The sequence below is a fragment of the Streptomyces sp. HM190 genome (assembly GCF_009857135.1).
Lineage (GTDB): Bacteria > Actinomycetota > Actinomycetes > Streptomycetales > Streptomycetaceae > Streptomyces > Streptomyces heilongjiangensis.
On sequence record NZ_CP047318.1, the window covers coordinates 6025799 to 6046172 of the forward strand.

The following is a 20374-nucleotide window of genomic DNA, read 5'->3' on the forward strand; positions in this document are numbered from 1 at the left end:
GGCGGGTGCGGGTGCGTCGCGGGTTCTCGCGCGGTTCCCCGCGCCCGTGAAGGGGGACGGGCCTGCGGCCCGCCCTTCATGCTGAAATGCAGCTGAGAAGCACGGGGCGTGGCCCCGGTTGCTTTTCAGGGGCGCGGGGCGGTGACCCACGCGGCTCCGCCGCCTGGGCGCGACCACCCCTCACCGGGCCGCAGTCGAACCACGGCCCGGAAGGCATCCGGCGGTCAGTCGTTCGTGCGGTCGGCCGTGACCTTCCCCGTGTCCAGCGCCACGCGCCAGTCGCTGCCCGTGCCGTTCGCGGCGGTGGTGTCGACCTCCCAGGCCCTGTCCCGGCTCTCCTCGTCGAGGTCGACGGAGGTGACCGTGCCCTTGGCTGCGGCGGCCTCCGCGGCCTGCGCGGCGGTCACGGAGCCGCCCTTGAGCGCGCCCCGGATCTGCGCGGTCTCGGCGGCGTCGTCACCGTCGTCGTCCTGCTCGGTGTGCGAGCCGAGGACCTTCCCGGTGGCCGGGTCGATCCGGACGCTGTGCCAGGCGCCGCCGTTCGTCAGCACGTCGACGTCCCACACATGGGTCGTGCCCTCGTCGTCCAGGTCGGCGGAGACCGCCGTGCCGGAGGTGTGCTTCAGCGCCGCCCTGATCGCGTCGGCGGCCGTGATCTGCGCGGCCTTTGCCTCGGCCGCGTTCTCGGCCTTGTCCTCGGCGTCCTCGTCCGTGTCGCGGGCGGCCCTGTCCTCGGCCGCGTCCTCCGCCTTGTCCTCCGCCTTGTCCTCGGCCCTGTCCCGCGCGGTGTCGTCGGTGTCCTGGGCGTCGTCGCGGTCGTCGCCGTCGTTCGACACCGTCACGGTCTTCTTCGCCGGCGCCTCGTCGTCACCCGCGACCGCGATGGCGGTCGCGGTGCCTCCGCCGATCAGGGCGGCGGCCGCTACGGTGGCGATGACGATGTTGCGCTTCATGGGATTCCTCCGGAATGCGACGGGTGGCAACCGGTGACGGTGGTGTCGCCGGTCGCGGCTGGCTCGGGTGCCTCGTCTGCTTTCGACGTCGACCAATCTGGCCGAGCGACGCTGAAGCGCACCTGAAACCCCCTGAAGACCGCTTCAGGTTCGTTTTGCCAAGCTGAACGCATGCGTCTGTTGATCGTGGAAGATGAGAAGCGGCTCGCGGTGTCCCTGGCCAAGGGGCTGACGGCCGAGGGCTACGCGGTGGACGTCGTCCACGACGGCGTGGAGGGCCTGCACCGGGCGAGCGAGGACGTGTACGACCTCGTCATCCTCGACATCATGCTGCCCGGCATGAACGGCTACCGCGTGTGCGCCGCCCTGCGCGCCGCCGGCCACGACGTGCCGATCCTGATGCTCACCGCCAAGGACGGCGAGTACGACGAGGCCGAGGGGCTCGACACGGGCGCCGACGACTACCTCACCAAGCCGTTCTCCTACGTGGTCCTCGTCGCCCGGGTGAAGGCGCTGCTCAGGCGGCGCGGCCCGGCCGGCGGGGCCTCGCCCGTGCACACGGTCGGCGATCTGAGGGTCGACACCGCCGCCCGGCGCGTGTTCCTCGCCGGCGACGAGGTCACCCTGACCGCCAAGGAGTTCTCCGTCCTCGAACAGCTCGTGCTCAGAGCCGGTGAGGTCGTGTCGAAGGCCGACATCCTGGAGCACGTCTGGGACTTCGCCTACGAGGGCGACCCGAACATCGTCGAGGTCTACGTCAGCACCCTGCGCCGCAAGCTGGGCCCGACGCTCATCAAGACCGTCCGCGGCGCCGGATACAGACTGGAGGTCCGCCCGTGAGGCGCCGACTGGGCTCCGTGCGGGCCCGTGCCACGCTCGCCGCGACCATGGTCGTGGCCGTCGCCCTGGTCGCCGCGGGCGCCGCGGTGCTGCTCTCGCTGCGGTTCACCCTCGTCGACAAGGCGGACGCCGAGGCCGACTCCGTGGCCCGCAGCGCCGCCTCGGCGCTCGCCCACGGCTTCGCGTACGACAAGCTGAACCTGCCGGACGGCGACGAGAACCCCGTGGAGATCCTCGACCGCGACCAGAAGCCGGTCGTGGCCGGCGAGGACGTCGAGGGCATCAGCGTGAGCGCCGTCGCCTCCGAGCGGCTCAACTCCGAGACCAACGACGACGCCGACGACCGGGCGGAGGGCGACCACGAGGCGGAGGACGAGGACCGCCTGAAGTCCGGTGAGGTCGCGGACGAGACCTGGTACGGCGAGGGCACCGCGACCGTGGAGGGGGAGACGGCCGACTACCGGTTCGCCGCCGTCGACGTGATCACCAAGGGCGGGGTCCCGCTCACCGTCTACGCGGGCGCGCCGCTCGCCGTCGAGCAGGACGCCGTGGACACCGCCCTCACGACGATGCTGATCGGGCTGCCGCTGCTGCTGCTGACGGTCAGCGGGGTGACGTACCTGGTGACCCGGCGGGCGCTGCGGCCCGTCGAGGGCATCCGCGCCGAGATGGCCGCGATCACGGCGTCCGAGGACCTCTCGCGGCGCGTCCCCGAGCCGGACACCCACGACGAGGTCGCCCGTCTGGCCCGTACGACGAACGAGACCCTGGCGGCGCTGGAGAGTTCCGTCGAACGCCAGCGGGCCTTCGTCGCCGACGCCTCGCACGAACTGCGCAGCCCCATCGCCTCCCTGCGCACCCAGCTGGAAGTGGGCGCCGCGCACCCGGAGCTGCTGGACCTGGACGGGGCCCTGGAGGACACCGTGCGGCTGCAGAGCCTCGCTGCCGACCTGCTGCTCCTCGCCCGCCTCGACGCGGGGGAGCGGCCGCCGCAGGACGCGCGGTTCGACCTCGCGCGGGTCGTCCGCGAGGAGGTGGACTCCCGTCCGGGGGTGGCCCTCGACAGCGTGGCGTCGCTGGAGGTCGGCGGCTCCCGCGGCCAGATCTGCCGGGTCCTCGGCAACCTGCTGGACAACGCCGCCCGCCATGCCCGCGACCGGGTCGCCGTCACCCTGCGCGCCGAGGCCGGCGAGGCCGTCCTCCAGGTCGTCGACGACGGCTCGGGCGTCCCCCTCGCCGACCGCGACCGGATCTTCGAACGCTTCGTCCGCCTGGACGAGTCCCGGGCCCGCGACGACGGCGGCGCCGGTCTGGGCCTGGCCATCGCCAGGGACATCGCCCACCGCCACGGAGGCACCCTGACGGTCGGCGACGCCCCCGGAGGCGGCGCCCTGTTCGAGCTACGGCTCCCCAGGGCGACCTGAGGGCACCCTCTTCGGGACACTGCGCCCCCACGCAACCACGGGGAACCGCGCGACCGGCCACGACGCACCCCGCGGCCGACCCACCCGCAGCCCCAGCGCCCGTGGTCTTCCGGCCCTCCGGCGGAGCGCTACGGCTTGCCGCGATGGCTGCGCAGGTGCTCCGCGACCGGTGTGAGCGCCTTGTGCAGCTCCTGCAGCGCGTCCTCCGGCAGCAGATCGATGAAGTGCCGCCGCACGGACGCCACATGGTGCGGCGCGACCCGCTGCATGGTCTCCAGTCCGTGCTCGGTGAGCACGGCGAACAGCCCGCGCCGGTCGGACTCGCAGTTCTCCCGGCGCACCAGGTCCGCGTTCTCCATGCGGGTGATCTGGTGCGACAGGCGGCTCTTGGACTGGAGGGTCGCGGAGGCGAGGTCGCTCATCCGCATCCGCAGGCCCTCCGACTCGGACAGGTTCACCAGGATCTCGTAGTCGTTCATTGTCAGGCCGAACGGCTGCAGATCCCTTTCGAGCTGGTGCGTCAATAGTCGGTTGACGTCCAGATGGGTGCGCCAGGCGCACTGCTCCGCATCGGTCAGCCAGCGCGTGGCCGTCTCGGTCTCCATGAATGAAGTCTACCTAAAAGGTTGAAAGATGAACTAGCGAGGGTTGTGGTGGTGCGGGTCGGAACATGACAGCGCGCACACGTTCGATGTCACACTCCGCAGACTACCGCTCACAGCCCGAAGCGACGCTGGAGATCACCCAGCTGTCCGGGAAGGCGCGGTGCGGCGCCCTGCTGTCCGTGGTGCCCGGGTACCCCTCCGCCGCCGGGTACGCCCGGCTCGTGTGGAACCGTGCCCATCGCCTGCTCGGCCATCAGCGTCTCGGACGACTGGAGCAGCACCGTGCCCGCCCCGACGAACTCGAACTGGTGCTCCTCGCCGGAGGCGCCGCCGATGCCCGTCAGTGCACGTAGACCGCCCATCACGCCCGTCATGTACCCGTGGTCGTAGTGGTGGCAGGGGGAGGGGCAGTCGGCCCACCCGACCAGCGCCTGCGGGTCGACCCGGATGGGGGGTTCCATGAACACCACGGGCCCGTTCGAGGCGGCCACGAACTTGCCGGTCCCGATGAGCGTCAGGAACCCCGGAACGATGGACTGCTTCAGCGCGAGACTTGGCTGAAAAGCGAGGAGGTTGCCGGAGCGAATGGTCAGGTTGCCCTCGTCCAGGTCGTACGAGTTGACGTCGAAGGCCCGGTCGGCCAGGAGCATCTTCCCGGAGCCCTCGGCGACCACCCAGTCGCTCGCGTGCAGAGGCGAATGGAAGGACGTACGGACGAGACGGTCCAGGCGGCCGTGCCCGACACCGTTGAACTCCATCTGCCCGTAGTAGGCGATCATCTTCCCCTTCTGCAGGAACCACTGGCTCCCCTTGAGCTCCACGCAGAAGGTGTAGTTGTTGACGTTGTCGTCGCTCGGCAGCGTCATCGGGTCGAAGACGGTCGGGCCGGCGACAGGGGCCCCGTACATGCTCACAGCTTCTCCTCCGAGGCCTGGACGTACACCACGCCGTTTCCGCTCAGCTCCAGCTGGAACGCCTCGCCGGAGCCGCGGCCCACCATGTCGCGCCAGCCGAGCGCGGTGGACAGCTTGTTGCGCACGTCGCCGTGGTGGGCGACGTACGCCTGGGGGTCCACGTGGACCGGACGGTGGGGGGTGATCGGGACCTCGATGACGCCGCCGTGCGCCATCACGGCGACCGCGCCGTGGCCCTGGAGGGTGGTGGTGAACAGGCCCTGCCCGGTCACCTGGCCGCGGACCATGCCCATGACGCCGCCCTGCGAGCCCATGAACATCGTGCCCTGCTGGAGGGTGCCGTCGAAGGCCAGCAGCCGGTCGGCCTCCACGTACAGCGTGTCACCGGTCAGGTTGATCACCTGGATGTGGTGGCCGCCGTGCCCGAACAGCACGGTGCCGCTGCCCTCGACGGTCATCAGCGGGGTCGCCTCGCCCGCGACGCGGCGGCCGATCATCGACGCGATACCGCCCTGGCCGCCCTGGATGTTGGGCGTGAAGGACACCTCGCCCTTGTAGGCGAGCATCGCCCCACGCTGGCTGAACAGCCGCTGGCCGGGCAGGACGGTCGCCTCGATCATCTTCGAGTTGATCTCACGGAAGGGCATGTCACACGTCTCCCGCGATCGTGTTGCGCTCGCTCGGCTGGACATAGACGAGGCCGTCGCCCTCGAAGCGCATCTGGAACGCCTCGCCGCCGCCCTCCCCGAGGAGCGTGCGGAACGTCACACCGGACTGGAACGACTGCTGGAGGTTGCCCTGGTGGGCGATGTACGCCCCCGGGTCCACCGTCAGCGGGTACTGATGACTCACGCGCAGCACCACGGCCGGGCCGTCGGACATGATCGCCGCCTGGCCGTGGCCCTCTATCGTCGTGGTGAACAGGCCGTTGCCCTGCGAGGCGCCACGCAGCCCCGTGAAGCTCGTGCCCGTCCGCAGCCCGGAGTCCGTCGCGAGCAGATTGCTCGACTCCACGTACAGCTTGTCCCCCTGAAGATTCACGAGGTTGATCTCGGAGGCCCGGTCCGCGAACCAGCAGGTTCCCTGCCCGGTGACCTCCATCAACGTCATCTGTTCACCCGTGAGGCGCCGCGTCACCATCCCGCGCAGACCCTCACCACCGCCGCTCAGCTTCTTGAACGACATCTGACCGTCGTACGCGACCATCGAGCCGTTCTTCGCCTTCACGGCGTCCCCGGTCATGTCGACGGCGAGCACCTTGCTGCCTTGAAGTCGGAACATTGCCACGGGGTGACGGTAACCGGCCGATGGCCGGACAGGACAGGGTCCAGAGGGTGATCTCGACCCTGAGGGGACCCCTGGGGCAGGCGGCAGGTTGACGGATGCCAGAATGGACAGCGCTTGTGCATGCGTTCACAAAGCCCGACGACCGCCCGCCACCCCACCCGAAGGTGACCCGTGGACATAAAGACCGCCTCCGCCCTCCGCCGACTGCGCCTCGTCTCCGCCCCCGAGGCCGTCTCCTTCCTGCTGCTGCTGGTCTGCTCGGTGCTGAAGCGGACCACGGAGTTCAACGCGGTGCCCGTCATGGGCTGGGTCCACGCCATCCTGTTCCTGCTGTACCTGCTCTTCTGGGCCGACGCCTGGAACCGCGCGAAGTGGCCGCTGACGACCGCCGCGCTGTACTTCGCCCTCTCCGTGGTGCCCGGCGGCGGCTTCTACGCCGAGCGCAGGCTGCGCCGTGAGGCCGAGGACGCGGTGATCGCCTCCCGCGCCCGCAAGGAAGGGATCGTGAACGCGTGATCGTCGCCTTCTCCGTGACGCCGCTCGGCGTCGGCGAGGACGTGGGGGAGTACGTCGCCGAGGCCGTCCGGGTCGTCCGCGCATCGGGTCTGCCGCACCGCACCGACGCCATGTTCACCTCCGTCGAGGGCGACTGGGACGAGGTCATGGATGTCGTCCGTCGCGCCGTCGCCGCCGTCGAGGAGCGCGCCCCGCGGGTCTCGCTGGTCCTGAAGGCGGACATCCGCCCCGGCGTGACCGACGGCCTCACCTCCAAGGTGGAGACGATCGAGCGGCACCTCGCCGAGTAGACCGCCTCCGCACGCCGGAGCCACCTCCGCCCGCCCCTGATCCCCGGCGCCTGAACGCCGGCCCCTGAACCCCGGTCCCGCGGGCCGGGGTTCTCCCGTGCCCGGGGGCGATGCGCCGCGGCACCCGCGGTGACGTCCTCCGTTCGGCCCCCTCCGGATCGACGCCCTGACACATGCCCCCTTTCGTAGAGGTATCGCCTCGTTCGATCGCGGGAGGGCCCTGTGGGACCGGAGGGCTACGACTACGACACCCACAGCCGTCTGGCGGGACCGCTCACGGAGCCGTCGGGGCCGGTCCACCGGGTGCGGTACACCAAGCTCCTCGCGAAGGAACCGCACCGCATACGCGCCGTCCTGCTGATGACGCTCGCGCCGCTCCTCACGGGCGCCCTGCTGGTCTACCTCGTCTGGCCGACGCACCGGGTGGAGCGCGAGGGCGCGGCCGCCTGGCTGGTGGGCCTCGACATCGCGATGCTCGCGGCGATCGGGCTGATCGAACTCTTTATGGTCGTCAACGTCGTCTCGATCGCCCACGCGACGATGGTCGCCCGCGACCCCGTCCCCGTGGTCCCCGAACCCGGCACCCGCGTGGCCTTCCTCACCACCTACGTCCCCGGCAAGGAACCCCTCTCCATGGTCCGGGCCACCCTGGAGGGCGCGACCCGAATACGGCACGACGGCCACCTCGACGTGTGGCTCCTCGACGAGGGCGACGACGACCGGGCCAGGGCGCTCTGCGCGGAACTCGGCGTCCGCCACTTCACCCGCAGGGGCAGGGCCGAGTGGAACCGCCCCAAGGGCCCCCACAAGGCCCGCACCAAGCACGGGAACTACAACGCCTGGATCGCCGCGCACGGCGAGGCGTACGCGTTCTTCGCCTCCGTGGACACCGACCACGTACCGCTGCCGAACTTCCTCGAACGGATGATGGGGTACTTCCGCGACCCGGACGTCGCGTTCGTCGTCGGCCCCCAGGTGTACGGCAACTACACCGCCCCCGTCACCAAGGCCGCCGAGTCGCAGCAGTTCCTCTTCCACGCCCTCATCCAGCGCGCCGGCAACCGCTACCGCGCCCCCATGTTCGTCGGCACCAACAACGTCGTACGCGTCGCCGCGCTGCGGCAGATCGGCGGACTGCGCGACTCGATCACCGAGGACATGGCCACCGGCTTCGAGCTGCACCGCCGCCGCAACCCCGCCACGGGCGCGTACTGGAGGTCCGTGTACACGCCGGACGTGCTGGCCGTCGGCGAGGGGCCCGCCTCCTGGACGGACTTCTTCTCCCAGCAGATGCGCTGGTCGCGGGGCACGTACGAGACGCTGCTCAAGCAGTACTGGAAGGCGCCGTTCACGATGCCGTGGGGCCGCCTCTTCTCGTACACGCTGATGCTCGTCTACTACCCGATGACGGCCGTCAACTGGCTGCTCGGCATCCTCAGCTGCGTGCTGTTCCTGTGCTTCGGGGCGTCCGGCACCCAGGTCACCGCCTCCGTGTGGCTGATGCTCTACAGCGACGCGGCCGCCCTCCAGGTCGGGCTCTACCTGTGGAACCGCAGGCACAACGTCTCGCCGCACGAGCCGGAGGGGTCGGGCGGGCTCGCCGGCATGGCCATGTCGGCGCTCTGCGCGCCCATCTACCTGAAGTCCCTCGGCGCCGCGCTGCTCAGACTGCCCTGCCGCTTCGTCGTCACCCCGAAGGGCCACGACGCCAGCCCCGACCGGCTGCTGACCTTCCGTATCCACCTGTTCTGGGCGGCCGTGCTCTCCGCGTCGCTGACCGCCTCGCTCCTGCTCGACCACAGCCATGTGGCCATGCGCACCTGGGCGGTCCTCGCCACGGCCGTCTCGCTGGCGCCCGTCGGGGTCTGGGCCGTCACCCGGTACAGGGAGCGCCGGGCGGACACCGGGCGTGGGACGCGGCGGACGGCCCACCCGGTGGACGCCGTGGACGCCGCGGACGCCCTGGACACCGTGACCGCCGTGGACCCGGTGGCCACGGCCAGGACCGGCGACGGCACCGAGCCCGTTCCCGCCCCCGCACCCACCCCGGCCCCCTCGGTCTCCGGCACCACGACAGGAGGCAGCTAGGCGATGGCGCACCCCCTCTCGAAGAAGACCAAGAGGACCGCCCTCGGCATCGCAGGCGTCACCCTCCTCGCCGCGCTGAACGCCCCGGCGGTGATCGGCTTCGCCGAGCAGCGGTACCACGAGTGGAAGATCGCCCAGCCCGGCTACCGGGCCCGGTACGGCTCCTGGTCCCAGGTAGACATCCCGCGGGAGTTCCGTACCAACGCCATCCACGCGGCACTGCTGCACACCGGCAAGGTGCTGATCGTCGCCGGCTCGGGCAACGAGCAGAAGAAATTCGACGCGGGGTCCTTCGACACCGTCCTGTGGGACCCGGTGAGGAACACCTTCAAGAAGATCCCGACCCCCGTCGACTTCTTCTGCGCCGGCCACGCCCAACTGCCCTCCGGCCGGCTCCTGGTGGCCGGCGGAACCGCCCGCTACGAACTGCTGGACGGCGAGGTCGAACGGGCCGGCGGCGGCATGCGGGTCAAGAACGAGAACCCCGACCAGGACGTGTTCCTGGCGAAGGGCACCCGTTTCCGCTCGCCCGCCGGCACCGAGTACGTCAGCCGCTTCGACGTCACCGTCCCCAAGGCGAAACGCTCCTTCGACATCACCTACGACGCGGCCGGCGTGATGCGGCCGTGGCGGACGAAGGTCACCGCGAGCGAGGCCCGGGTCTTCGTCGAGGCCGTCGGCAAGGGCCCGCGGTTCGTCACCGACCGGCAGGCCCAGTACGAGATCGTCGGGCTGAAGGGCCGGGCCGCCGCCGACACGTACGGCCTCTCCGAGAAGATCACCCTGGACAAGCAGGACTTCCAGGGGATCAGGGCGGCCTACGAGTTCGACCCGGTGGCGGAGCGGTACGTGCCCGTCGCCCCCATGGCGAAGGCCCGCTGGTACCCGACGCTGGTGGGTCTGCAGGACGGGAGGGTGCTCGCCGTGTCCGGCCTCGACGACGTGGGGGTGGTCGACCCCGGCGACAACGAGATCTACGACCCGGCGACGAGGAAGTGGACGCCGGGACCCAAGCGGTACTTCCCCACCTACCCGGCCCTCTTCCTCACCAAGGGCGGCAAGCTGTTCTACCCGGCCTCCAACGCCGGGTACGGCCCCGCCGACGCGGGCCGGGTGCCGGGCCTGTGGGACCCGAGGACCAACACGTTCGAGCAGGTGCCGGGCCTGACGGACGCCGACCGGACGGAGACCTCGGCCTCCGTGCTGCTGCCGCCCGCGCAGGACCAGAAGGTGATGATCCTCGGCGGCGGAGGCGTCGGCGAGTCACGGAAGTCGACCTCGCGCACGGCGGTCGTCGACCTGACGAAGGACGACCCGGCCTTCCGGGACGGCCCCGACCTCCCCCAGGGCACCCGCTACCTGAACAGCGTGATCATGCCCGACGACACCGTCCTCACCTCCAACGGCTCCCGCGACTACCGGGGCCGCAGCGCCAGCAACATCCTCAAGGCGCAGTTCTACGACCCCCGGACCAATGCCTTCCGCGGCGCCGCCGCCCCTCGCGTCGGCCGCAACTACCACTCCGAGGCACTGCTCCTGCCGGACGGCCGCGTCGCCACCTTCGGCTCCGACCCGCTCTTCGACGACCAGCAGAACACCAAGCTGGGCCACTTCGAGCAGCGCATGGAGGTCTACACCCCGCCGCAACTGCACAAGTACGGCAAGGACCGTCCCGTCCTCGGCGACGGCCCCCAGGAGACCGACGCCAAGGGCCGTGCCACCTTCGCCACCGCCCACCCCGAGCGGATCGTCGCGGCCCGGCTGATGCGGCCCAGCGCGGTCACCCACTCCACCGACGTCGAACAGCGGTCCATCGCGCTGGAGGTCACCCGGACGCCCGACTCGATCACCGTCGACGTCCCGGAGGACCGGACCCTCGTCCCGCCGGGCTGGTACATGCTGTTCGTGACGGACGCGAGGGGCACACCGTCGGTGGCCAAGTGGGTCCAGGTGCGGTGACGGGTGGCGCTGCGGCGGGGGGCACGCTGACGGGTGGCGCGGTGGCGCGGTGGCGGGGTGATGGGCGGCGGGTGGCGTGGCGGAGGCTACGCCTTCGTGTTGCGGGCCAGACCGAGGGCGTAGTCCGGCCACCAGGTGCCCGCCGCCGGGCCGCCCCGGCACTGGCCGTCCGACTCACCGGGGCGCTTGATCCACAGGTACGCGTCGAGGGCCGGCTCGCCGGTGTCCGTGGTGGGCGCCGTGCCGAGGGCCCGGCCGGGCGGGTTGCACCAGGCGGTGCCGCGCTCGCCGTCGAGGGGGCCGTTGCCGTTGCGGCTGGTGTCGACGACGAAGTGCTTGCCGCCGAGGGCCGCGGACAGCCGGAGGCCGTACGCCTTGGTGGTGGCGTCGGTCTGGAAGTTGGAGACGTTGAGGGCGAAGCCGTCGGCCCGGCCGACGCCGGAGCGGCGCAGCGGCGCCACGAGGTCGCGGGGGTCGGCGATCCACGCCGGGTTCCCGGCGTCGAGGTACACCTTGGTGCGGGGCCGCTCCTTCAGCCGGTCGACGGCCTCGGCCAGCAGCCCCTCGCGCTCGGCGTGGTAGGCGCCGGGGGTGCAGCCGTCCACGATGTGGGCGACCGCGTCGGGTTCCAGGACGACCAGGGCGTCGCTCCCCCCGAGGGCGCCGGCGAAGGCGTCGATCCACCGCAGATAGGCCCCCGAGTCCTCGGCGCCGCCCGCCGAGTGCCGGCCGCAGTCGCGGTGCGGGATGTTGTACGCGACGAAGACCGCCGCGCGGTGCTCCCGTCCCGCCGCCCGCACCGCCTTCGCGATCACCGGCACCGGGTCGTCGCCGGCCGGCCACAGGGCGATCGGCCGGTCGGCGATCCGGCGCAGCAGCGCGGCGTCCCGCGCCCGGCCCTCGTCCTCCCAGCGCTCGATCTGCCGGGCCGCGGGGCTCGCCGGGTCCACCCAGAAGGGGGACCCGGCGGCGGCCCGTACGGCGTCACCGGCCCTCTCGGTGGCGTCGTCGGCGGAGGGGTCGCCGGTGTCGCTCCCGGCCGGGGCCCCCGTCGACGAGCAGCCCGCCGCGAGAGCGAGCGCGGTGAGGGCCGAGAGGACGGCGAGCGACGTACGGGTCGGCCGGGACATGGCGCTCCCTCTGCTCCCAGGGCGGTGACGTGTCGTGATGATCCGCCGCCCATGGTCACACAGGGTGATGGGTCGGCCCGGTTGCGACACCGCCCGCGGAGGGCCGCCGGTCCCGCCGGGCGACCGAAACGCGAGACGGGGCTGACCAGCATGTGACCGGCCGGTAAGGTCGATGCCGTGCCGAAGCCGCTCAGCCTCTCCTTCGACCCCATCTCGCGCGCCGACGAGCACTGGAAGCAGCGCTGGGGGAACGTCCCGTCCATGGCCGCGATCACCTCGATCATGCGCGCCCAGCAGATCCTGCTGGCGGAGGTCGACGCGGTCGTCAAGCCGTACGGGCTGACCTTCGCGCGCTACGAGGCGCTGGTGCTGCTCACCTTCTCGCAGAAGGGCGAGCTGCCGATGTCCAAGATCGGTGAGCGCCTCATGGTCCACCCCACGTCCGTGACGAACACGGTGGACCGCCTGGTGAGATCGGGTCTCGTGGACAAGCGCCCCAACCCCAACGACGGCCGCGGCACCCTCGCCTCGATCACCGACAAGGGCCGCGAGGTCTGTGACGCCGCCACCCGCGACCTCATGGCCATGGACTTCGGCCTCGGCGCCTATGACGCCGAGGAGTGCGCGGAGATCTTCGCGATGCTCCGCCCGCTGCGGGTGGCGGCGGGGGACTTCGAGGAGGACTGAGCGGTGGCCGCCGGGTCAGGCGGCGGCGGTCTCGGTCGCCGGGTCCCCGATGACGAGCGGCTCGGCCTCGCGGGTGATCCGGCGCTCGACGAAGAAGGCGGCGGTCGGGACCGTGCCCGCGAGCAGGACCCACAGCAGGCGCCCGACCGGCAGCTTCATCTTGTTGCCGAGGTCGAAGGCGAAGACCAGGTACAGCACGTACAGCCAGCCGTGGGCGAAGCCCACCACGGTGACGAAGGTGTCGAAGCCGTCCAGGCCCAGCACGCGCTTGCCGATCACGCCCGCCGTGAGCAGGATCAGCAGCACGGCCGTGACGAGGGCCAGCACTCGGTAGCGGGTCAAGACGCTCTTCTTCATGCCGTTGAGCGTAACGGGTGCTTCCGCGCGCCCCGCGGGCGCGTCCTGACCTGCGTCACTATCATTTACTAGGACGTCCTAGTAAATTGGTTCCCATGGACGCTGACGCCATCGAGGAGGGTCGCCGTCGTTGGCAGGCCCGGTTTGACGCCGCGCGCAAGCGCGAGGCCGACTTCACCACGCTGTCCGGCGATCCGGTGGAGCCCGTGTACGGCCCCCGGCCCGGGGACGTGTACGACGGGTTCGACCGGATCGGGTGGCCGGGGGAGTTCCCGTTCACGCGAGGGCTGCACCCGACCGGCTACCGGGGACGGACCTGGACGATCCGGCAGTTCGCCGGGTTCGGCAACGCCGAGCAGACGAACGAGCGGTACAAGATGATCCTCGCCAACGGCGGCGGGGGGCTGTCGGTGGCCTTCGACATGCCCACCCTCATGGGGCGGGACTCCGACGACCCCCGGTCGCTGGGCGAGGTCGGGCACTGCGGCGTCGCCATCGACTCCGCCGCCGACATGGAGGTCCTGTTCCAGGACATCCCGCTCGGGGACGTCACGACGTCCATGACCATCAGCGGGCCCGCCGTGCCCGTCTTCTGCATGTACCTCGTCGCCGCCGAACGGCAGGGCGTCGACCCGGGCGTGCTGAACGGCACCCTGCAGACCGACATCTTCAAGGAGTACATCGCACAGAAGGAGTGGCTGTTCCAGCCCGAGCCGCACCTCAGGCTCATCGGCGACCTCATGGAGCACTGCGCGGACCGGATCCCCGCGTACAAGCCGCTGTCCGTCTCCGGCTACCACATCCGTGAGGCCGGGGCCACGGCCGCGCAGGAGCTGGCGTACACCCTGGCCGACGGCTTCGGGTACGTGGAGCTGGGGCTCAGCCGCGGGCTGGACGTCGACGTGTTCGCGCCCGGACTGTCCTTCTTCTTCGACGCGCACGTCGACTTCTTCGAGGAGATCGCCAAGTTCCGCGCGGCGCGCAGGATCTGGGCCCGCTGGATGCGCGACGTGTACGGGGCGCGGACCGACAAGGCCCAGTGGCTGCGGTTCCACACCCAGACCGCCGGTGTCTCGCTGACCGCGCAGCAGCCGTACAACAACGTGGTGCGCACGGCGGTGGAGGCGCTCTCCGCGGTCCTCGGCGGGACCAACTCCCTGCACACCAACGCCCTGGACGAGACCCTCGCGCTCCCCTCCGAGCAGGCCGCCGAGATCGCCCTGCGCACGCAGCAGGTGCTGATGGAGGAGACGGGCGTCGCCAACGTCGCCGACCCGCTGGGCGGTTCGTGGTACGTCGAGCAGCTGACGGACCGTATCGAGGCCGACGCGGAGAAGATCTTCGAACAGATCAAGGAGCGCGGGCTGCGGGCCCACCCCGACGGACGGCACCCGATCGGGCCGATGACCTCCGGGATCCTGCGGGGCATCGAGGACGGGTGGTTCACCGGAGAGATCGCCGAGTCGGCCTTCCGTTACCAGCAGGCCCTGGAGAAGGGCGAGAAGCGCGTCGTGGGCGTCAACGTCCACCACGGCTCCGTGACCGGCGACCTGGAGATCCTGCGGGTCAGCCACGAGGTCGAGCGCGAGCAGGTGCGGGTGCTGGCCGGCCGGAAGGCCGCCCGTGACGACGCGGCGGTGCGACGTGCGCTGGACGCCATGCTCGCCGCCGCGCGGGACGGGTCGAACATGATCGGCCCGATGCTGGACGCGGTCCGCGCGGAGGCCACGCTGGGCGAGATCTGCGGGGTCCTGCGGGACGAGTGGGGGGTCTACACGGAGCCCGCGGGATTCTAGTGCCGCGGCAGGCAACGTTCGCCCCGTCGCGACGTCCGGTGCGTGCTCTCGCCGCACCGGGCGCAAGCTCGAGTACATCCCGTACGAGGACGTGCGCCCGGCACGCCGGGAGCACGCACCGGACGCCGCTCCCTGACGGGCAAACGTTGCCGGCCGCGGCGCTAGGGGGTGTTCGCGCACGGGGATGCGCGTGGGTGGGCCCGCCGGCCCGGTCGCGCGCATCCCCCTCAGCCCGCAGCCCCGCCCAGGCCCACCAGCAGGAGCCTGGTGAAGGCGCGGACCCACCGTTCGTCGGCCGGTTCCGCGCTCACCAGGGTGCGGTGCACCACCGCGCCCGCCACGACGTCGAAGATGAGGTCGACGGTCGTGGGATCGGACTCCGGCGGGAGTTCACCGCGGGCCTGGGCGCGGGTGCGGCCCTCCAGGACCAGCCGCTTCTGACGTTCGACGATGGACGTGCGGATGCGCTCGCGCAGCGCGTCGTCACGGGTCGACTCGGCGATGACGGCCATCAGGCCGCTGCGTGCCTCGGGGCGGGCCAGGATCGCGGCGAACTGCAGCACCACGCCCTCGATGTCCGCCGCGAGGCTGCCCCGGTTGGGGATCTCCAGCTCGTCGAAGAGTTCGGCCACCGCGTCGACCACCAGCTCGTTCTTGCCCGCCCAGCGGCGGTAGAGGGTCGTCTTGGCCACCCCGGCGCGCGTCGCCACGTCGCCCAGCGTCAGCTTCGACCAGCCCAGCTCCACGAGGGCCTCCCGGGTGGCCGCCAGGATCGCGGCGTCCGCCGCGGCGCTGCGCGGGCGCCCCGTGGCGCGGGAGGCAGGGGTGCGGCTCTGCATGCCGCCGACCATATCCGGCCGTTCTTCGGCGCCCAGGCATGTCGCGCCCGGTGCCGTGAGGCAGATCACCGGGGAGTGGGTACATACGACTCGCGGGCGCAGTTACGCTACGGGTCGTAGCGAAAGCCGGAGCCCGAGGAGGACGGTCGGTTCCGCGACGCTTTTCACGCGTGCGCCCGGAGGGGGGAGGATGTACTCATGCAGCCACGGAACATGTCCATGAGCGGAGTCGTCGACCTCGCCGCGGTGAAGGCGGCCCAGGAGGCCAAGGCGAAGGCGGAGCAGGCGCGGGCCGAAGCGGCCCGGCAGGGCGGTCGAGGAGCCGTCTCCCCGGCCGACCTGGTCATCGACGTCGATGAGGCCGGGTTCGAGGCGGAGGTCCTCCAGCGCTCCACCGAGGTGCCCGTCGTCATCGACTTCTGGGCCGAGTGGTGCCAGCCCTGCAAGCAGCTCAGCCCCGTGCTGGAGCGGCTGGCCGTCGACTACAACGGCAAGTTCGTCCTCGCCAAGATCGATGTCGACGCGAACCAGATGCTGATGCAGCAGTTCGGGATCCAGGGGATCCCGGCGGTGTTCGCCGTCGTCGCCGGGCAGGCCCTCCCCCTCTTCCAGGGTGCCGCCCCCGAGCAGCAGATCCGCGCCACCCTCGACCAGCTCGTCCAGGTCGCCGAGCAGCGCTTCGGCCTCACCGGCCTCGTGGTCGACCCCGACGCCGAGCCCGGTGCCGCCGAGTCCGTCCCGCAGGTCCCGGCCGGCCCCCACGACCATCTGCTCGCCGCCGCCGTACAGGCCCTGGACGCGGGCGACTTCGGCGGCGCGGTGCAGGCGTACAAGAACGTGCTGAGCGACGACCCGGGCAACATCGAGGCCAAGTTGGGCCTCGCGCAGGCCGAGTTGCTGCAGCGGGTGCAGGGCATGGACCCGCATGAGGTGCGCAAGGCCGCCGCGGAGAAGCCCGCCGACGTGCAGGCGCAGATCGCCGCGGCCGACCTCGACCTCGTGGGCGGCCATGTGGAGGACGCCTTCGGGCGGCTCGTCGAGACGGTCCGGCGGTCGGCGGGTGACGACCGGGAGACCGCGCGGCTGCGGCTGATCGAGCTGTTCGAGGTCGTCGGGTCCGACGACCCGCGGGTGGCCGCGGCCCGCCGGGCGCTGGCGCGGGCGTTGTTCTGAGCCGGGTTCCGGGGCGCGCCGCAACCGGCCCGCCCCGGTTCGCCCTCCGCGCCCACGCCTCGGCGTGGGCGCACGGCTGTGAGGTGCCGTAACGCGCGTCGCCGGACCGGGAGATTTGGCGACACGGCGACATCCCGGCCGCCCTTTGCCAAATCTTGGTAATCCAGGCCGCTGTTACTGGCAGTAAGAGAACCGCGCCGATGTGTCGGACTCTGTCCGGCTGTCAACCAGTCTGTCGCCTCACGCGGGGCGACCCAGGGTCGCTTGCCGATGCCATTGGGTCGTTGTTCGGTTATCCGTCCGTTACTAGCGAGTAACGAACCCCCTTGCGGGGGCGGCCAGAATGCACCACGATCGGCGACGCTCGGTCCTGTCCCGTACCCCGCCAGCCAGTCGGGTCAACGGGTTTTCTGGGTCCCCACCGAGTAGAGCCGGTGACAGTGGCGCCGTCTCTTGGGCAGGGGGGTCTCCGCCTCAACGGTGGAGCCTGTCCAGCAGGTTGTGCGTGATGCGTGTCAGGCGCGACCAGTGGTTGTCGCTCGGGGGTGATCGCCGGTGAGTTCGGGCGCTTCGGTGCCACCGAGCGCGGGCGCTCCCCATTCCCGAGGACGTAGCACTTCTCCCATCCCTGTCCGGCCGAGCCGCCGTCAAGGGGCGAGCCGGTGGCAGGAGATGTACGTCCGAGAAGGAGGAAATATGGAGTCCCAGGTGCGTGGCGGGACCAGATGGAAGCGGTTCGCTGTGGTCATGGTGCCCAGCGTCGCCGCCACGGCAGCGATAGGTGTCGCCCTCGCGCAGGGTGCTCTCGCCGCGTCGTTCAGTGTGTCGGGACAGTCGTTCAAGGTGACGGCGGGTCAGCTCGAAGGTCAGGGCTTCTCGCAGTACGGGGCGCTCGACGAGGGCTACACCCTCAAGGGCGAGAAGACGGTTCACCCCGTCGCCGTCTCGGCGTTCAAGAGCGCGACGATCACCAACATGTGCCAGTCGGTCGTGACCCCCGGTGTCCCGTTGCTCGGTAGCGTCAGCCTCAAGCTGACCGCCGGTACCGGTGGCAAGAAGGTCGAGGCCGAGAACCTCTACATCGACGTCGAGGACCTCTCGGCCGATGCCGTCTTCAAGGGCATCGACATCGGTGTGGCGGCCAAGGACGCCAACAAGGGTCCGGGCATGAAGGGCGGCTCGGAGCAGGCCAACCCCTACGGGTTCGCCCAGCAGGCCGACTCGGCCACGCTGAGCGACGTGAAGCAGACGGCGTGGGCGACCACCGCCGGAACCTTCAAGCTGAGCAACCTCAAGATGTCGCTCCACAAGGGCACCGTGGAGTGCTACTGAGCACTCCCTGGGCGGGTGAGGGGGCCTGCGCTTCTTCGCCCGCCCGTCCCTCTCGCGGCGCGGGGCACCCCGCGCGCGACCTCCGTACGTGAGTGGCCGTACGCGCGCCTCGAACCACGTGCCGTACGCGAACCTCTCACAGCAACACCGTTCCAGGGAGCTGTTGTCCATGAGCGCCGAGTCAACGGGGCAGAACGAAGACTATCTCCGCGCCTTTCGGCGGCGCTTCCGCGACTGGAGGGGCTCGCGTCCCTTCTGGGCGGGCCTGCTGGTACTGCTCGGCGGTTTCCCGATCATGTACCTGCCGTACGCGAACCTGCAGATCGGTCACCTCACGCTCGCCATGTCGACGACGGGCGGCGCGGGTTCCCTCATCATCGGCGTGCTGCTGGTGGTGCTCGGGATCAGTCTGTGGTTCCAGCGGCACGTACGCACCTTCGCCGGTACGGCGGCGATCCTCCTGGCGCTCGTGTCCATCCCGGTCTCCAACCTCGGCGGCTTCGGCTTCGGCTTCCTGCTCTCCCTGATCGGCGGTGCGCTGGCCATCGCCTGGGCGCCCGGCCAGGAGGAGGAGCGGGTGTCGTCCACGTACAAGACCCCGACGCGCGCCGCGGCCGCGCCGGACACGGCTCCCCAGGGCACGGCCCCGGAGCACACGGCACAACAAGGTGCGGTGCCCCTGGTCAAGGGCGACGCCCCCGGGCCCGCGACGGCGGACTCGACGCACGGGGCGGCGCGCGGCGAGGACGACGACCTGTCAGGTACCACCCCCACGAACGGGACGAACGGGAGGCACAGTGCCGGCTGACAAGGTGACCCACGGGACTTCGGTGGGAGAGTCCCGTGCGAGAACCGGACCGCGGCACGCGGCGCCCAAGAAGCCCCTTCTCACCCGGCTGAACATGCCGGCGGGCAAGGCGATAGCCCTGGCGGCGATGCCGACGGCGGTCCTCATGGGCATGGGCTTCACGCCCACCCTGGCCCGCGCCGAGGACCCGACGAAGCAGAGCCTGACGGCCGACGAGTACAAGGACTGCGTCGCGGCCCTGGAAGCCGCCGACGAGGACACCGACTCGTCCGCCTCACCGACCCCCACCCCGTCCGCCTCCGCCCCGGAGGGCGACGACACGTCCACGGACGACGGCGCGAAGGACGAGGACACCTCCACCGGCGGCGGTGACCCGGCGTCCGGCGGCGAGTCCGCGGACGGCGACTCCTCTTCGTCGGATTCAGGTTCCGACGACAAGGGCGACGCGGACGAGTCCACCACGGACCCCGCCGACACGTCCGCCTCCGACGCCACCCCGTCGCCCACGCCCTCCGCCGAGGAAGCGGGTGGCGGCAACGTCCTGGAGGACATCGGCGACGCGCTCGAGGACATCTTCGTGCCCGAGAAGGACACCGAGGACACCACGCCCGAGCCGTCCGCCACCCCGTCCCCCTCCGCCTCCGCGGACACCGACGGCGACACCGCAGGTGACACCGGATCCGACGCCGGGAAGGCCGGCAAGGACGCCAAGGACACCGCCGACGACGCCACCGACACGGTGACCGACAAGGCCAAGGACGTCACGGACGCGGCGAAGGACGCGAAGGACGACGCCGAGGACACGGCCGCCGACGCCACCGCGACCCCGAGCCCCACCCCGTCGCCGGGCGACCAGGTGAACGCCGACGACTGCCCGGTCGCCACCGAGGACGAGAGCGGGGTCGAGAAGGGCATACCCGCCCTGCCGAACGACCCCTGGTACCTCAACGCCAGCTCCCTGCTGCTGAAGGGCGCCGACTACAAGGGCATCGTCAAGGTCCGGACCGCCGACGGCTCGGTCAAGGAGGTGCTGAAGTACGTCATCTCCGACGGCACCGACATCGGCGACCTCCACCAGACGGTCGAGGACAAGCAGGCCGGCGTCACCTACCACGTGCAGGCCCGAAAGGGCAGCACGTCCACGATCCGCGACGGCAAGACGATCATGTACACGGAGAGCATCTCCGGCAACCTGCTCGGTCTGATCCCGGTGACCTTCGACCCGAAGCACCCGCCGCCGCTGAACATCCCGCTGATCTACTTCACCAAGGTGAAGGTGGTCCAGGCGGGCCAGTTCGGCGGGACGCTCACCGTGCCCGGGCTGCACCAGTTCACCACCGACTGAGCCCGCCGGCGCCGCGCCGGCGCCGCACAGG

20 protein-coding genes are annotated in these 20374 nt (G+C 71.1%); 12 read left to right on the forward strand and 8 right to left on the reverse strand.

Going from position 1 to position 20374, the window contains the following annotated elements:
• Nucleotides 1–224 precede the first annotated feature (224 nt).
• The gene (locus tag GSY65_RS25905; RefSeq protein ID WP_159773163.1) at nucleotides 225–953 is read right to left on the reverse strand and encodes a PepSY domain-containing protein; all 729 of its coding nucleotides are present in this window, start codon (nucleotides 951–953) and stop codon (nucleotides 225–227) included.
• A 171-nt stretch (nucleotides 954–1124) separates the two neighbouring features.
• Between GSY65_RS25905 and GSY65_RS25910 the strand changes: the two genes are divergently transcribed.
• Nucleotides 1125–1793 carry a response regulator transcription factor gene (locus GSY65_RS25910; protein ID WP_159773165.1) on the forward strand — a complete coding sequence of 223 codons (669 nt, stop codon included), beginning with the start codon at nucleotides 1125–1127 and terminating at the stop codon, nucleotides 1791–1793.
• On the forward strand, nucleotides 1790–3217 hold the full coding sequence (locus GSY65_RS25915) for a sensor histidine kinase (protein ID WP_159773167.1): 1428 nt from the start codon (nucleotides 1790–1792) through the stop codon (nucleotides 3215–3217). Before GSY65_RS25910 ends, GSY65_RS25915 begins: the two co-directional genes overlap by 4 nt.
• Before the next feature lie 128 nt (nucleotides 3218–3345).
• Here the strand turns inward: GSY65_RS25915 and GSY65_RS25920 are convergent, their stop codons facing one another.
• The 4 genes from GSY65_RS25920 to GSY65_RS25935 form a co-directional block, all read right to left on the reverse strand.
• Complete coding sequence (locus tag GSY65_RS25920; RefSeq protein WP_159773169.1) at nucleotides 3346–3822, reverse strand: MarR family winged helix-turn-helix transcriptional regulator; 477 nt, start codon at nucleotides 3820–3822, stop codon at nucleotides 3346–3348.
• Nucleotides 3823–3932: 110 nt separating this feature from the next.
• Nucleotides 3933–4730, reverse strand: coding sequence for an AIM24 family protein (locus GSY65_RS25925; RefSeq protein ID WP_159776402.1), 798 nt, complete (start codon nucleotides 4728–4730; stop codon nucleotides 3933–3935).
• 2 nt (nucleotides 4731–4732) lie between these two features.
• Complete coding sequence (locus GSY65_RS25930) at nucleotides 4733–5383, reverse strand: AIM24 family protein (protein ID WP_159773171.1); 651 nt, start codon at nucleotides 5381–5383, stop codon at nucleotides 4733–4735.
• Nucleotide 5384: 1 nt separating this feature from the next.
• Complete coding sequence (locus GSY65_RS25935; RefSeq protein ID WP_159776404.1) at nucleotides 5385–6017, reverse strand: AIM24 family protein; 633 nt, start codon at nucleotides 6015–6017, stop codon at nucleotides 5385–5387.
• 177 nt (nucleotides 6018–6194) lie between these two features.
• Here GSY65_RS25935 and GSY65_RS25940 point away from each other — a divergent pair, with 177 nt between their 5' ends.
• From GSY65_RS25940 to GSY65_RS25955, 4 genes are all read left to right on the forward strand, one after another.
• Nucleotides 6195–6539, forward strand: coding sequence for a DUF3817 domain-containing protein (locus GSY65_RS25940; RefSeq protein WP_159773173.1), 345 nt, complete (start codon nucleotides 6195–6197; stop codon nucleotides 6537–6539).
• Nucleotides 6536–6829: an MTH1187 family thiamine-binding protein gene (locus GSY65_RS25945; protein ID WP_159773175.1), complete on the forward strand. Its 294-nt coding sequence runs from the start codon at nucleotides 6536–6538 to the stop codon at nucleotides 6827–6829. The genes GSY65_RS25940 and GSY65_RS25945 overlap by 4 nt, the downstream gene beginning before the upstream one ends.
• Nucleotides 6830–7051: 222 nt before the next feature.
• The gene (locus tag GSY65_RS25950) at nucleotides 7052–8917 is read left to right on the forward strand and encodes a glycosyltransferase family 2 protein (protein ID WP_159773177.1); all 1866 of its coding nucleotides are present in this window, start codon (nucleotides 7052–7054) and stop codon (nucleotides 8915–8917) included.
• A gap of 3 nt (nucleotides 8918–8920) precedes the next feature.
• Nucleotides 8921–10876, forward strand: coding sequence for a kelch motif-containing protein (locus tag GSY65_RS25955; RefSeq protein WP_159773179.1), 1956 nt, complete (start codon nucleotides 8921–8923; stop codon nucleotides 10874–10876).
• An 86-nt stretch (nucleotides 10877–10962) separates the two neighbouring features.
• On the opposite strand, the gene GSY65_RS25960 is transcribed toward GSY65_RS25955, so the two are convergent.
• Entirely contained in the window at nucleotides 10963–12006 is a 1044-nt protein-coding gene (locus GSY65_RS25960) for a glycoside hydrolase family 6 protein (protein ID WP_159773181.1), read from the reverse strand.
• 177 nt (nucleotides 12007–12183) lie between these two features.
• On the opposite strand from GSY65_RS25960, the gene GSY65_RS25965 reads away from it, so the two are divergent.
• Nucleotides 12184–12693, forward strand: coding sequence for a MarR family winged helix-turn-helix transcriptional regulator (locus tag GSY65_RS25965; RefSeq protein WP_086803864.1), 510 nt, complete (start codon nucleotides 12184–12186; stop codon nucleotides 12691–12693).
• A gap of 15 nt (nucleotides 12694–12708) precedes the next feature.
• On the opposite strand, the gene GSY65_RS25970 is transcribed toward GSY65_RS25965, so the two are convergent.
• Complete coding sequence (locus tag GSY65_RS25970) at nucleotides 12709–13050, reverse strand: DUF3817 domain-containing protein (protein WP_159773182.1); 342 nt, start codon at nucleotides 13048–13050, stop codon at nucleotides 12709–12711.
• 95 nt (nucleotides 13051–13145) lie between these two features.
• Between GSY65_RS25970 and GSY65_RS25975 the strand changes: the two genes are divergently transcribed.
• The gene (locus GSY65_RS25975; RefSeq protein WP_159773184.1) at nucleotides 13146–14846 is read left to right on the forward strand and encodes an acyl-CoA mutase large subunit family protein; all 1701 of its coding nucleotides are present in this window, start codon (nucleotides 13146–13148) and stop codon (nucleotides 14844–14846) included.
• A 227-nt stretch (nucleotides 14847–15073) separates the two neighbouring features.
• On the opposite strand, the gene GSY65_RS25980 is transcribed toward GSY65_RS25975, so the two are convergent.
• Entirely contained in the window at nucleotides 15074–15685 is a 612-nt protein-coding gene (locus GSY65_RS25980; protein WP_159773186.1) for a TetR/AcrR family transcriptional regulator, read from the reverse strand.
• A 198-nt stretch (nucleotides 15686–15883) separates the two neighbouring features.
• On the opposite strand from GSY65_RS25980, the gene GSY65_RS25985 reads away from it, so the two are divergent.
• The 4 genes from GSY65_RS25985 to GSY65_RS26000 all read left to right on the forward strand — a co-directional run bounded on the left by GSY65_RS25985 (nucleotide 15884) and on the right by GSY65_RS26000 (nucleotide 20343).
• Entirely contained in the window at nucleotides 15884–16858 is a 975-nt protein-coding gene (locus tag GSY65_RS25985) for a tetratricopeptide repeat protein (protein WP_159773188.1), read from the forward strand.
• Nucleotides 16859–17554: 696 nt separating this feature from the next.
• Entirely contained in the window at nucleotides 17555–18190 is a 636-nt protein-coding gene (locus tag GSY65_RS25990; protein ID WP_055713506.1) for a DUF6230 family protein, read from the forward strand.
• 169 nt (nucleotides 18191–18359) lie between these two features.
• Entirely contained in the window at nucleotides 18360–18998 is a 639-nt protein-coding gene (locus GSY65_RS25995; protein ID WP_159773190.1) for a DUF6114 domain-containing protein, read from the forward strand.
• Nucleotides 18988–20343: a hypothetical protein gene (locus tag GSY65_RS26000; RefSeq protein ID WP_201452673.1), complete on the forward strand. Its 1356-nt coding sequence runs from the start codon at nucleotides 18988–18990 to the stop codon at nucleotides 20341–20343. Before GSY65_RS25995 ends, GSY65_RS26000 begins: the two co-directional genes overlap by 11 nt.
• Nucleotides 20344–20374 lie beyond the last annotated feature (31 nt).

Excerpts from the sequence above, each read along its gene's own strand:
- GSY65_RS25990 (WP_055713506.1), top strand. The coding sequence starts at position 17,555 with ATGGAGTCCCAGGTGCGTGGCGGGACCAGATGGAAGCGGTTCGCTGTG.
- GSY65_RS25960 (WP_159773181.1), bottom strand. The coding sequence starts at position 12,006 with ATGTCCCGGCCGACCCGTACGTCGCTCGCCGTCCTCTCGGCCCTCACC.
- GSY65_RS25985 (WP_159773188.1), top strand. The coding sequence starts at position 15,884 with ATGCAGCCACGGAACATGTCCATGAGCGGAGTCGTCGACCTCGCCGCG.
- GSY65_RS25970 (WP_159773182.1), bottom strand. The coding sequence starts at position 13,050 with ATGAAGAAGAGCGTCTTGACCCGCTACCGAGTGCTGGCCCTCGTCACG.
- GSY65_RS25935 (WP_159776404.1), bottom strand. The coding sequence starts at position 6,017 with ATGTTCCGACTTCAAGGCAGCAAGGTGCTCGCCGTCGACATGACCGGG.
- GSY65_RS25905 (WP_159773163.1), bottom strand. The coding sequence starts at position 953 with ATGAAGCGCAACATCGTCATCGCCACCGTAGCGGCCGCCGCCCTGATC.
- GSY65_RS25930 (WP_159773171.1), bottom strand. The coding sequence starts at position 5,383 with ATGCCCTTCCGTGAGATCAACTCGAAGATGATCGAGGCGACCGTCCTG.
- GSY65_RS25995 (WP_159773190.1), top strand. The coding sequence starts at position 18,360 with ATGAGCGCCGAGTCAACGGGGCAGAACGAAGACTATCTCCGCGCCTTT.
- GSY65_RS25925 (WP_159776402.1), bottom strand. The coding sequence starts at position 4,730 with ATGTACGGGGCCCCTGTCGCCGGCCCGACCGTCTTCGACCCGATGACG.
- GSY65_RS25920 (WP_159773169.1), bottom strand. The coding sequence starts at position 3,822 with ATGGAGACCGAGACGGCCACGCGCTGGCTGACCGATGCGGAGCAGTGC.
- GSY65_RS25980 (WP_159773186.1), bottom strand. The coding sequence starts at position 15,685 with ATGCAGAGCCGCACCCCTGCCTCCCGCGCCACGGGGCGCCCGCGCAGC.
- GSY65_RS25910 (WP_159773165.1), top strand. The coding sequence starts at position 1,125 with ATGCGTCTGTTGATCGTGGAAGATGAGAAGCGGCTCGCGGTGTCCCTG.
- GSY65_RS25975 (WP_159773184.1), top strand. The coding sequence starts at position 13,146 with ATGGACGCTGACGCCATCGAGGAGGGTCGCCGTCGTTGGCAGGCCCGG.
- GSY65_RS25955 (WP_159773179.1), top strand. The coding sequence starts at position 8,921 with ATGGCGCACCCCCTCTCGAAGAAGACCAAGAGGACCGCCCTCGGCATC.